This window comes from Bacteroides finegoldii DSM 17565, from assembly GCF_000156195.1.
Lineage (GTDB): Bacteria > Bacteroidota > Bacteroidia > Bacteroidales > Bacteroidaceae > Bacteroides > Bacteroides finegoldii.
In genome coordinates, this window is the sequence record NZ_GG688323.1 from 90,856 (window position 1) to 103,677 (window position 12,822).

The 12,822-nt window shown below is 42.6% G+C and carries 7 protein-coding genes; all 7 read right to left on the reverse strand.

All coding sequences use genetic code 11. The features are described from left to right. Window positions 1–242 precede the first annotated feature (242 nt). A complete protein-coding gene (locus tag BACFIN_RS10440; RefSeq protein WP_007752957.1) occupies window positions 243–1,046 on the reverse strand; it encodes a patatin-like phospholipase family protein in 804 nt (267 codons plus the stop codon). 202 nt (window positions 1,047–1,248) lie between these two features. Next, window positions 1,249–3,213: a 6-O-methylesterase gene (locus BACFIN_RS10435; RefSeq protein ID WP_007752959.1), complete on the reverse strand. Its 1,965-nt coding sequence runs from the start codon at window positions 3,211–3,213 to the stop codon at window positions 1,249–1,251. A gap of 6 nt (window positions 3,214–3,219) precedes the next feature. Further along, on the reverse strand, window positions 3,220–4,560 hold the full coding sequence (locus BACFIN_RS10430; protein WP_004327280.1) for a glycoside hydrolase family 28 protein: 1,341 nt from the start codon (window positions 4,558–4,560) through the stop codon (window positions 3,220–3,222). A gap of 92 nt (window positions 4,561–4,652) precedes the next feature. Next, window positions 4,653–7,487 carry a glycoside hydrolase family 78 protein gene (locus BACFIN_RS10425; protein ID WP_007752969.1) on the reverse strand — a complete coding sequence of 945 codons (2,835 nt, stop codon included), beginning with the start codon at window positions 7,485–7,487 and terminating at the stop codon, window positions 4,653–4,655. 194 nt (window positions 7,488–7,681) lie between these two features. After that, window positions 7,682–11,005 (reverse strand): MGH1-like glycoside hydrolase domain-containing protein, encoded by a 3,324-nt coding sequence (locus BACFIN_RS10420; protein ID WP_007752971.1) that lies wholly within the window; start codon window positions 11,003–11,005, stop codon window positions 7,682–7,684. 26 nt (window positions 11,006–11,031) lie between these two features. Next, window positions 11,032–11,964, reverse strand: coding sequence for a glycoside hydrolase family 43 protein (locus BACFIN_RS10415; RefSeq protein ID WP_007752972.1), 933 nt, complete (start codon window positions 11,962–11,964; stop codon window positions 11,032–11,034). Between the two features lie 186 nt (window positions 11,965–12,150). Beyond that, on the reverse strand, window positions 12,151–12,819 hold the full coding sequence (locus BACFIN_RS10410; protein ID WP_007752974.1) for a DUF3826 domain-containing protein: 669 nt from the start codon (window positions 12,817–12,819) through the stop codon (window positions 12,151–12,153). Window positions 12,820–12,822: the final 3 nt, after the last annotated feature.

Sequence of the window (12,822 nt, forward strand, 5' to 3'; positions counted from 1 at the left end):
ATCGAACTCGGTAAAACCTAAACAAGGTTCGATTTCTGAGATTTTTTGTATCTTTACCATGTGTTTTTATTTTAGATTACCCCCGTTTTGGCCGTCAAACCGTTTTTTGGGGGGAATGCTTAAAGATACAAAAAAGGCAACTAATTCGCAATGAAGTAGTTGCCTTAAATTTTATTATTTTAGGAATATCCCGGAGTAATTTGAGAATTTATCAGATACAATGATATGTCTTTATTATATCATTAATCGCCATGAGACTCTTTCAACACGCTTCGGGTGACTTCCACTCCTGTCTTCACTATCGAAGCTGCATGATGAAACTCCAACATATCATACGTATCGCCGGAAATTTGAATTAAGATATCCGGCTGACAACGTTCTATCTGGTAACGGGTGATTTGTTGCATCATCATCCTGGAAGATTCTGTCAACAGATTATAAGGAGATATTTTCTTTTTCTTTCCGGTTTCAATGGGTGCATTCACATCGACAGCTATCAGAATATCTCCTTCAGTACGTTGCGCATGACTCAATGGAAGAGGATTCAGAATACCTCCATCAATCAATACCATACCGTCTTTTCTTAATGGACGGAAAAGCATAGGGATAGAAATAGACGCACGGATAGCTTCATGTAAGCTCCCTCTGTCAAACCTGACTTCCTGATCGCGGACAATATCCGTAGCCATCGCTACATAAGGGACAGGCAGGTCTTCGATATTCATATCCGGAATAATTTGTTTCAGTTCTTTAATAAAACGGTCACCTTTCACTAATCCATCCCGGCTTAAGGTAAGATCCGCCAATTCCCACATCTTGCGTTTGTCCCAACTAAACAGCCATTCTTTACATTCTTCCATTTTTCCTGAAGCATACATTGCTCCCACCATTGCTCCCATGGAACTTCCTGCAATGGAAGTAATCTCAAAGTTGTGACGAAGTAATTCTTCAATTACTCCTATATGTGCTATTCCACGTGCTCCCCCCATGGAAAGGACTAATGCTACTTTTTGCTTATCCATATCATATACATTTCTGTTAGCCATCTACAAAATAACACATTTTCTGCGAAAAAGATGTTTAGTAATCGTGAAGAAATAAATTATAGCAGTGTTTTAGGGGAACTAAAGCATAGCTTTAGATATGATAAAGCTATGCTTTGTCAGTTGCAAAGCATAGCTCTATTATATTCTTTTATTATCCCGGAGATTTTCCGGTTATGTAGAAGGTTAAGGGTTTACCCTCATTTTATTTCTTTCCTTGAGCCTTCTTTTCTGCGTTTCGCTTATTCACATACTCTTTGAACATCTGACGCCAGTTGCGACCATGCTCATTGAAATACTGTTCGCATTTGGTTTTATAAATTTCAAAGATAGCAGAAATCTGCTTCATATTCTTGTAGTCAATAGCTTGTTCGCGAGCCAATTTCAACTGTTCCAGAACGAAAGCTGTTTCCTCCTCTGTCATATTGGGCACAATGGCCTGATAACCTTTCAAGGTAAAAGCAACTTTACCTACCGTGTATTTATCCAGGATTTGTTCAATCTGTTCTTCCGTCAATACTCTGCGTAAATCTTTCATTAGCCTTTCATGCACTTCTTTCGGCATAGCAGAATCTGCAATCATTTCACGGTCGAGCTTGGAAAGCGGTTTGCCTGTCAGAGGATTGATACCCTCGGGAATTGTTATATAAGGGTGCTCATTGTGCCAGTCACGCACTTTACGAAGATGATTATAAATGGCAGTTACTGCAAAACCTGCCTTTTTATCATCGTTCAACTCTAAAGAAGCTACCCAGTCGATGGCTTTCTTTTCGAGAGAAGCATCTGATTTTAAATTAGCAAAAGCCTTCTTGTCAAAATAAGCAGCTACCTTGTCAAAAGAACGGATGGCGCCTTCAGGAAGCAAAGCTCCTTTTTCGCCAAAACTATACATAGCGGATTCCGGTTCAATGGTGACCTTGCTTTCATCCAACATATTTTTATCCAACTTGAATACTTCTGCGAAGAAGTCATAAACAGCGTTCCGCTTATTCGGGCCAAAGTCATGTTTCTCTTTGGGAAGATGTACATTCGTTACTTTATCTTTTGCCTGGTAGAATCCATAGATTCGTTGCAGATAAGGAAATTCAAGAGTAGGAACACTGGCCGTCCAGTCGCCGCCATCCGATACGATCAGTTGTGGACGAGGAGCAAAAGTAGCGGCTAATTCCGCATTACAGGTTCCTCCTGCAGATAGTTGAATAGGCATTCCGCTCTCGCAGGGACAGCCACCGTCGAAGTGAGAAGCCAGGCTCACCACCGGAGCTGAAGCGGTGAAACGATCATCCAATACGCTCAACAATACAGTATGGGTACCTCCACCCGAACCACCATTCGTACCGATACGGCTGGTGTCAATATCCTTACGGGAAGCAAGCATGTAGTCAAGAATCAGTAAGCCGTTCATTGCCTGAATAGTGTGTGCCGCACTACTACGGTGTGCTGCACTGCCAACTTGCAAAGCCGACTCTCCCCATCCGAACAAATCATAGTCTACACAAACAGCTCCCATACGTGCCAAAGTTCCCATACGTTGTTGTTGGTCTTCCCGATAACGTCCGCCACCAAAATGTCCGTTAGGGCAGATTATCAATGCGTGTTTTCCTTTTGATTGGGGCGTATAGATAGAACCGCAAATGTATAATCCGGGAAGTGTTTCAAGTGCGAAATTCTGCACGGTATAGCCATCAAACTTACGTATCTTTGAAAGAATAGGTTTGGTTTTGACACATTGAGCCAACAAAGTATCAATACCTAAACGCTGACGTACCTCTTTTTTCAGAGAATCGGCACGAAGTTGAAAAGATTGTCGGTCTGTATAGAGTGTATTCAGATAAGCCAGCATCTTCTCTCCGTCTGCATCTGTACGACGTGGATACTCGTATGCTTTCAGCTTATACATATTTCCTTTCTGCTTGACAAATTTATAATCGAAAGGTGCCAATACATTCGTCAAGGATTCTTCCACGGAATAAGGGCGAATACGGAAATCGGCATAAGACAGCACTTTTCCCACCGTATCAATGTCATATTTCAAACGGACTCCAAAACGGTTCTGTATATTCGTCAGTACTTCGTTCAAGGGACGGGCAAATTCCGTCTCGTATGTTTGCGTCTGGGCTTCGGCCGAAAGAGATGCGGCAAGAAGCATAGTAAAAAGGATTCGTTTCATTTATTTTTAATTTATGCTAGTTGTTTTTTCACCATTGACGATTACGTCATCCATCGTGATACGTTCACAATTTTCGAAGATACATTTCTGTTTCCCTCCCTGAATATGAATATCACGCAAAACGATGTCAGATATCGGCGCTTCTTCCAAGCCCACTATTTTGATCGGAGTCTTTACGTTTGTCACAGTCATTCCGCTGATATGTACGTTACGGAATATCGGAGTGCGTTCACTCTTAGGTTCGGCAGGCATTTTACTGTATTTCAAATTCAATACAACAGCTTCCTGTTTAATGTTGCTCATTACGACGTTGCTGACACGAATATCTTCAACGACTCCTCCCCTTCCACGGGTCGACTTAATACGGATTCCACGATCTGTTCCGTCAAACACGCAATTGGAAATAGTAACTTTACGCACACTCCCACTCATCTCGCTGCCGATAACAACGCCTCCATGACCGGAAAGCATGGTGCAGTTGGTGATAGTGATATTCTCGCAAGGTACTCCCAAACGACGGGCCTGCGCATCTCTTCCCGACTTGATTGTGATGCAATCGTCTCCTACTGATATATGGCAGTCGCTGATATGTACGTTGCGGCAGGATTCCGGATTCACTCCGTCCGTATTTGGTGAGGGTGCATTATCTATGGTGATCCCCTTTATGGTTACATTGTCACAAAACTCCGGATTGACCGTCCAGAAGGGAGAATTTATGATTTTCACTCCTTCAATCTTTACTTTCTTACAACGAACGGGCTGAATGAACGGAGGACGGAAAAAGCGACGTTGCAATGTATTTACATAATCCTTGTTCGTTTCAGCATAAATCGCTGTCGTATCGTTTGCTGCATCCCATAGGGGCTGATATTTATTCACATCACGCATGCCATTGTCTTTCAAATCAATCATGACACGAAAGAACTCCATCCACCATTTCTTTCCTTGTCCGTCTAAAGTTCCTTCTCCTTTGATCGTAATATTCTCGGCATCTACCGCATAAATCAAAGGCTGGAAACTTTTCATCATCACTCCTTCGTGGCGAACCTCGACAAAAGGAAGATAGTCATCAAAGTTGTCAGAAAAGAGCAAGGTAGCTCCGGCTTCCAACTCCAGTGTAATATTACTTTTCAGATGGATACTCCCCGTCAGATAAGTCCCGGCAGGAAAGAAAAGAGTACCTCCGCCCCCACGGTTCAGACGGTCAATCGTTGAATTGATTAGCTTTGTATTAAGAGTCTTGCCATTTGCTTTTGCACCGGCCTTCAGCATATCTACACGCTCGGCACGAAGAACTGTGGTTGCACAGAAGCAAAGAAAGACAATAAGAGTTGTTCGTAAATTCATAATCGATATTATTAAATTATATTTTATCATTGTCTTCTAAAAAATCATGCATATATTTTTTTTATTCTACAAATATATACAAAAAGGTTCTTTCATTTTGCACAAACCAATTGATATGTTCCGCTCTGTATTTCTTTCGGTTCTTTTTCGCCCGAGAGATAAACAACAGCGGTAGTATTCACCGGAACAGACACGTTTAAAGTGAAAGTCCCATTCTCACAAGTCCAGTCCACATTAATGGTACCGTATAAAGTTTCATACGACGCTTTGACGTATTTCAAATCTCCCACAGGTTGGGGAGCGATGATGAACTTCTGATAACCTTGTTTTGGAGTGGTAGAAGGACGAATACCGACCAGTGAATTAAAGAACCATTCATCAATCTGTCCCATCATAAAGTGATTCCAGGAAGAACCTTGACGGGGGTCCCACTGCTCGGTCAAAGTTGTAGCGCCGAATTTTAACTGGAAACCATATCCGGGAGCTTCTTCATGATTGAACATTTTATAAATAAGTTCATGTTCTCCATTACGCGCCAATGTCTGAATCAGATAGCGGTTTCCCACATCACCGGTAGTCAAACGGTTGCCATGTGCTTCCACATCTTTTATCAGATTCGTGAATACTTTCTCATGCAAATCTGCATCCGATTGGTAGTTACCTTGTTCATCTGCATTCTGCGTCATTTGGAGGAACAGCGGAAGTGCATTACTGCATTGGCTTCCTGTACCATATTGTGCAGTATCTTTATGAAGAAAACATTTATTAAATGCAGCCATTATATCCTGTGCCAACGAAGTATAATAACGAGTGTCAAAGTCATTACCTACCATTTTCGCAGCTTTTACCAAATACATGACTGTCATGTAATAATGCGCAGTAGCCACCAAAGGAACGGGTGTATTCCGTGAGAATCCCGCACGAAAATCTCCGTAATCATACCAGTCTCCCAATCCGAAAGACAGAATACCCTTATCTGCACGAGTCTTGAGATAATCCACGTAACGACGCATATTCGGATAATATTTCTTAATCAGCGAGTCGTCTCCATAAGTCTCATAGTACATAAAAGGGAAAATAACCAGAGAACCACCCCACTCCGGAGATTCGGCAAAAGCATCCATACCCGGACCTTCAAAAACCACGTATTCTGGAGCAGTTGTCGGCATAGCCCCGTTGGAATGTTGTGCATCTGCCATATTCTGCATAATCTGCGGAGCGTATGCTGTCAAATCATAGTTATACAACAAACCCGGACCATTCAGATGTACCTGTTCCAGCCACCCAAGTTTCTCACGATGCGGACAATCCGTAAACACAGATTGCATATTGCTGCGAACCGCTTTCCCGATCAATCGATGGGCAGCATTAAATATCCGGTTGGATGATTCGAAAGTGGAAACTTTCCTGGCTGAATTATATACGAAACAGGATTGAATATTCTTTAATACAGGTAACTTCTGCAGATTCTTTTGTCCTTTTAAGACAGCACCCTCTACCTGGATATATCTAAAACCGTAATAAGAGAAACGAGGATGCCATGTTTCATCTCCTTCCCCTTTCAGAGTGTATTCGTAATAGTGTTGACGCCCTGTCTGACGCTGATTGCAAGCACCTTCCTCTGTCAATGCTTCGGCTACAATCAGAGTTACTTTCTGACCACGTTTGCCACGTACTGTTATTTCCGGAAAGCCAGCCAGATTCTGTCCCATATCCAACACAAAAGCAGAAGGATCGACTGTTCTTTTGGTCGATATGGAAGCCGATGCTATTTGTTCCGCATTTAGTTTAGTTACCTTTTGAATATCATAACGTTCCATGATTTTCACCGGAGCCGCCATCTGTGGACGAAGTATTCCTTTAGGAGCTTCCTGTATGACTACCGGACGCCAGTGACTGTCATCAAAGCCAATCTGATTCCATCCTTTCTGTTCACGACGCGCATCATAATCTTCCCCTCCATATATGCAATTGAAGGTTACCGGACTAAAATCATATTTCCAGTCATTATCTGAATGAACTGTCGTACATGTTCCATCTTCGTAGTTAATAACCAGCTCAAATAAAAGTGTGGGAGGACCAAAACTGATCTGTAATTTGCGATAACGCCCCCCCTGCACATTATAGAATCCATTCCCCAATAAGATTCCTACGACATTTTCACCACGCCGCAATTGTTCCGTCACATCGTATGTGTTATAGTAAACAGTTTTATCATAATCACTCCACAATGGAGTAAACTCACTGTTACCTACCTTTTTGCCATTCAAAGAAAACTCATAGAATCCCAGACCACAAACGTATGCCGTTGCTTCCACTATTTTCTTACCCGGTTTTCGGTTTGCCGCCCCTTCTGTCGCATCTCCTACCTGGAATGTTCTTCTCAAACAAATACTTTTCTTTGCCAAAGTGTCCACTGCTTCCCAAGCTGCTTTCACTTCCGGTTTCTTCAACTCTCCACCGTGGAACTTACGCCCTTCCGGTAAATGAGCATTTTGTCGGGTAATAGCTCCAATCCACTGCCCCGAAGATAACCTTTCGGGTACTGCCCGGAATTTCGCTTCACTGCTCCACTCGGAAGGTGTATCTGTTTCATCCCAAACACGAACGCGCCAACTATAATTAAATGAGTTATCAGGACGTATATCTGCCCCCTTTGTAGAAACTAACTGGCTCTGCGAAGAATAAACCTTCCCACTATTCCAAACGGAACGCCCTGTAAAAGCTTCCCGAATATCAATCTCATAGGCAGATTGTCGCGTCCCATTTTCCGGCGATTCCATCACCCAGCCCAAACGGGGTGAACCTTCGACCACTACCAGTCCCTCCTGCATCTCACAGGTAAGACGACTGATGGTTATATTCTTTGCCTGTACAAAACAAAACAAACAAATTAGCAATGAAAGAAGAATCTTTTTGAATTTCATTTTTCAAGTATCTTTTATTTGTTCGATAAATGGTAAGTTCACCACAGAGGACACGGAGGACACAGAGGTTTAATCTTTTTTATTCGCTATAAGTAACACAGAGTCTCACGTATTTATAATCGTATTTGTCTCTCTGTTTTACTTACGGAAACAGAGAGAAGAGCTCTGCATCCTCCGTGTCCTCTGTGGTGAACTTACCATTTGAGTGCATTTTCACAAATGATTTTTGTCAATGTATCCGCCTGCCCTACTTCCTTACCATCTACAAAAATGCGTAATCCTTTTCCGCAATGATAACGATCACCATTCTTATCCCAAAGAATCGTCAGATTATGGCCGTGATATAATACATTATCCAAGCAGAACCAATCCCACTTGTCGGCAGGAATTAAGGGGTTCACTTCAATCGTATTATCCAAACGCGGACGAAGTCCGATCAGTCCTGTAATTATCAAGTCGTTGAAAGTAGAATGGTTATAATAACGGCTACGTTCCTGATCTCCTTTCAGCCAATAACCGGTCACCTCATCTAAATATTCACCAATATAGGGACGACCACGATGGTACTGTGATTCCACATACAATTCCATCTGACGGAAATATACACTGTCAGACAATACAGTCTGCGGATAATTATTCATAAAGTTAGCCATTGCTGTCAATGTCTGTGCGGAAGCAAACGGCCAGATAGCACCGTCCCACTCACACTTGCCTACTCCACGTGTACGGAATTCCGGATGACGACGTTCTGCGGTTGTCAGTCCATAAGGAGCAGAGAAGCCTTTTTCATCCATAATTTCTTTCCAGGCAATTTCATACTTTTGGGTGGTATCCGGCAGGTTGAAATACCAGGGAATATATCCGATTGCTTCACGCACATTCGCAGAAGAGTCCGTACGCATCGTTTCAAAAAACTGATGACGTGTATTCCACAATTCATTTTCTACCAGATTTTTCAGAGTATCTGCTCTCATGCCATATTTCATAGCCATCCCCTCATCACCGGAAAGAATTCCTATACATGAAAGTGCTTTGGCATTGCCATACATATAACTATTGATTGTCGGCCGGGCATATTTCTTCCTCCGTCCGCCACTGATTGATTCTTCCATACCATCCTGTACGTCACCCTGCCAATACAATCCGTTCTTCAAACGGTTTGTACGTTCCCAACGCTGATATTCGGTTTCCAGATCTTTCTTCATATCCAGCAGATAGTCCTTATCACCATCTACCATGTAACGAGCCAAAACAGCATCTGCGTTCCATGAACTGAACTTATTCATTTTCTTCATCGGTCCTCCATCATTACCGCGATACCAAGTATGAATAATCTGATCCAGGTATTTTGGATCACGTAGCCAACGGCTTTCGTAAATATGATGTCCGATTGCACAGGCAATCAGGTTATATTTATCCGAATAAGAACGCTGAACCAGAAATTCCGTCATACCGTATCCAACCGGAGTTTCCTTGATATGCTTGCGCAACGACCACCAACGATAATAATACATCTCTTCAAAATTACGTTGCGGGCATTCAAACAAAGGAATGTTGTCTTCCATCCACTCCGAAGCTTTTGCGTTAGGAATCGCTTGAACGATATTCTCATCTTCCATTCCATTAAAATAATCCGCATAATGGCTGAAATCCTTATACTTCAAGAAAGCGGAAGATGCATCCTTGTCTGCGGAAGACGTTTTTACATTAGCTATACGATATTCGGCCATCGGCTCCTGTTCACCGGCACCGGGCAAATCGTATGTCTGGTCGGCCGGAGTATCCACTGTCGGGAATGTACGTGGTATGCCTGTACGGAAAGCTATTCTTTCGATACTTGCCACCGGAGCATAGAACATCCTCAGCCCTACCCTCTTGCCATCTACATATACTTGAATATTACGGTCAGCCGTTGAAAGGACAGCTTCTACATGATAGGTTTTTCCTGCTTCATACTTCATCATATTCGCAAACCGGGAACCACCTTTTGCACGAAAAACACCATCCTGTGTCAGTTCCAAACGGGAGCAGGCAATTCCATTCTCATCCAGAAATTCAATCTGAAGCGTACCTTTATCATTCTGTCCGGCTTGCAAATCAAAGGAGACATTCAATTCTTTAGAAGCGGGAATTTTCCGTTCCACTTTTGCATAGTCAAAAGGATCTTTATCTTGCAGTTTCAACCATTGTCCATCCAGGGAAACCGGAGCCCAAACCGGGGAGTAAATATTCCAATCAGTCAATTCCGATATTGCTTTCGATTTTGAAAAGTCATCGTTGGCATGTGCAGAGGCATTGAGTTCCACCGGCACAGGAATGCGGGAGATCCACATATCTTCCTTGTTCACACTATAAGAAACCCATAAATCGCCATCTGCAGGTATCCCGTTCCCCTCCTGTATGCCACGAGGATACTGAGGACCGTATGATTTATAATTACCACCGTAACGCATCGGCGTGATTTCGCCGTGCACCAGATTCAGCGTTGTATACTCCAGTCCGTCCTTACTCAATGAGATAGCCAACGGCCAACGGAATTCCGAAGGATTATATACCGTCGCGTATGTGCCGTCACTCAAACGTTGTCCCCAGATTTTCGCATTACTATTGACAAATCCCTTAGCACGGAGTACCGGTTGTTCCCAAGTATATCCTCCGTCTTCGCTGATAGAAGTGAGCGCGTGCTTCCAAAGGCTGGCAATTCTTCCGTCGGGAAGTGTGTAACAGTTAAATGCCTTATATCCTTTCTTTAAGGGGATAATAGGATCTTCACGGTCTGCCTCTTCTACCCATTGCATCATATACTGCGGATTGTCAAGAATCTCTTGGCAGGCTTTCACAAACTCGCGGTCTTTACTTTTCTTGAAATACGGATAATCGGTGTTCTTCTCGTTAAATCCGTGATTGTAATAAATAAAATAAATAGGACCGAACGAACCGTCCTTTTTTATTTCGCGTACTACCCGACCGATACCGTTTCCATCGTTCGGATCGTCTTTCTTATCTAAGGCAACTCCGTAATTTCCCATTGTTATTAATCGGCCGGACTTGGAGACATAGAAACCTACACGTTGGTGCATAATAGCAATCAGATCTTTGGCTTGCATACCCGGACGAGATTCCTTGGTATATCCGTCCGGAACTTTATAAGGCGGAAATACTATTTCCGGGTTCGTCCATTGATAGCCATCCTTTGATGTCATCAGAAATGTTTGGGAAGGCGGTACATGTTCGTCCGAAGGATCAGCCAGATATTGATAATAAAACTGGCCGTTCCAATAGGCCAACATCGGTTGATGGTTATATGTCCATCCATTGCCGTTCGACGGATCGGGATGTTCCCGGTTGGCGCGTACCAATTGGATATTATGCACTCCTACCACCGGCGACAACTGTCCGTCGTGATAAGTAGGGTTCGATAATTCTGTTCCTGTGTAATGAATTCTGTCTTGCGCTGCAACCGTAGATGTCAACCATCCGGCAGCCAATGCAAAGAGAATCTTTGTAGAGTTATTCATGTTATTTAGTGATTATCGGTGAATGATTAGTGATTAAGGCGGGTATGTGTCAACAACGCTTTTACTACCGATTCGGGAGCTTTGAATATTGTTCCGTGTTTATGTCCGGCAGGTACACTTACTTCACTCGTCACATCGGTAAAATTTATAAAATCTTTTGTGCGCATAGCACCGTATATCTTTTTCTGATAGACATCAAAGTAAACAAGATACTCCTCTCCTATCTTTTCTACAGTAGGACCTTCTACAAACGATTCGGTAAATGGTTGCGACGCAGGTGAGTAAGGTCCTGTCAGGGAATCGGCAAAAGCGATTTTCAGATTGCGTTCCGGGCGGGTATTATCCTTAAGTACCATCACATAGTCGTTCTTATCCCGTTTTACAAGGACTGCATCAATCGAACTGAATCCCGGATCATACAAGACTTTCGCTTTAGAAATAGTCTTAAAGTCTTTCGTAGTGATATAATACAAACGATGATTATTGTTTTCCTCTTCTATTCCTCTCTCAAAACGGCCGGGAATGCAAGAAGCCCATACTACCATGAACTGTTCACTATCTTCATCATAGAAAATCTCCGGAGCCCATACATTGACCGTGGTCGGTTCTTCTGTCATGACAGGTATCATCTGTTGCTTTGACCAATGAATCAGGTCTTTGGAGTTTGCATAGCCGAACCCTAGATCGCCTTTCCAGCTTGTCGTCCAGACCAGATGAAAAGTTCCGTCGGGAGTACGTACCATCGAAGGGTCCCGCAACAGTTGATGTTGTCCTAATTCGGGCTTCAGCCAGATACCGGGAATACTGTCCCAATGCATTCCGTCTTCACTATATAAATATCTTAAGCCCTCATCAGCAGGTTCATGAAACGAAGTAAACATATAATAGTCCTTGCTTCCTCCGCAAGAAACAAAAAATAAAATACCTATTGCCGCTAATGTATCTTTTAACCTTTTCATTGCTATTATAATCTATAAATTGTATCCTTTATACAAAGGAGACGATAAAAGGACTAATTTGTACTCAAATATAAACGAAGAATCTTCATCTTCCGATTGAATTTTATATACGATAAAAGGGCGACTCTCCGAGCCACCCTTTCCGTCATCAAACAAACTAACCATTTTTATTATGGGAAGAGAATCTTATAAGGATCCTCCACGTGCTTTCACACGTTTGTACCATTCTTCACGTTCTTTTTTCAAGTCATACCCGCGTTTAGCCAGATAATTATTGATACGTCCTTTATATTTTCCAAAAGCAGCGTGTTTTTTATTTGAATTTTCAGCGTCCAAAGCAAATTCACGAGCTTCCACCAACCAAGCGTATATTTGCGCTTTTTCTTCTTCTTTAAGTGTCGGAATCATGTCGAGGTGGGAATCGTAGGTCACCTTCATAACCCCGTAAGTCATTCCGTCCTTCACCGCTTCTATCTGCTTCTCGTCAAGGAAAAGAGATAAATTGGCGGGAAATGCGAAATGGGAACGGTATAAAGCCGCATCTTTTTCATTCTCGGCTGCTTTCAATGCTTCATTCTTAGCCTCACCCGTCAATCCGGATTCTTTTACCTTCTTGACTTTCGCATCGCGTATCTCATAAATATCGTTCAATTCGAAATAACGGTTGGCAATGATATTCCGGACATCCTCAGCAACCTGTTTATCTGTGAGTCCCAACTTATCTACAATCTTCTGAGAACGGTTGACAATAGACTCCACATATTTCGGATCACGGTTCTCTTTGTTCAGGTCAACTGCTCCGGCGGACATCCAAGTAGAGAGCAGTAACAGAGAAATTATCAGTATCTTTTTCATTGA

What these genes read in the sequence shown, in the direction of transcription:
- BACFIN_RS10435 (WP_007752959.1), bottom strand. Translation starts at nt 3,213, where the DNA reads ATGAAACGAATCCTTTTTACTATGCTTCTTGCCGCATCTCTTTCGGCC.
- BACFIN_RS10440 (WP_007752957.1), bottom strand. Translation starts at nt 1,046, where the DNA reads ATGGCTAACAGAAATGTATATGATATGGATAAGCAAAAAGTAGCATTA.
- BACFIN_RS10415 (WP_007752972.1), bottom strand. Translation starts at nt 11,964, where the DNA reads ATGAAAAGGTTAAAAGATACATTAGCGGCAATAGGTATTTTATTTTTT.
- BACFIN_RS10430 (WP_004327280.1), bottom strand. Translation starts at nt 4,560, where the DNA reads ATGAATTTACGAACAACTCTTATTGTCTTTCTTTGCTTCTGTGCAACC.
- BACFIN_RS10410 (WP_007752974.1), bottom strand. Translation starts at nt 12,819, where the DNA reads ATGAAAAAGATACTGATAATTTCTCTGTTACTGCTCTCTACTTGGATG.
- BACFIN_RS10420 (WP_007752971.1), bottom strand. Translation starts at nt 11,005, where the DNA reads ATGAATAACTCTACAAAGATTCTCTTTGCATTGGCTGCCGGATGGTTG.
- BACFIN_RS10425 (WP_007752969.1), bottom strand. Translation starts at nt 7,487, where the DNA reads ATGAAATTCAAAAAGATTCTTCTTTCATTGCTAATTTGTTTGTTTTGT.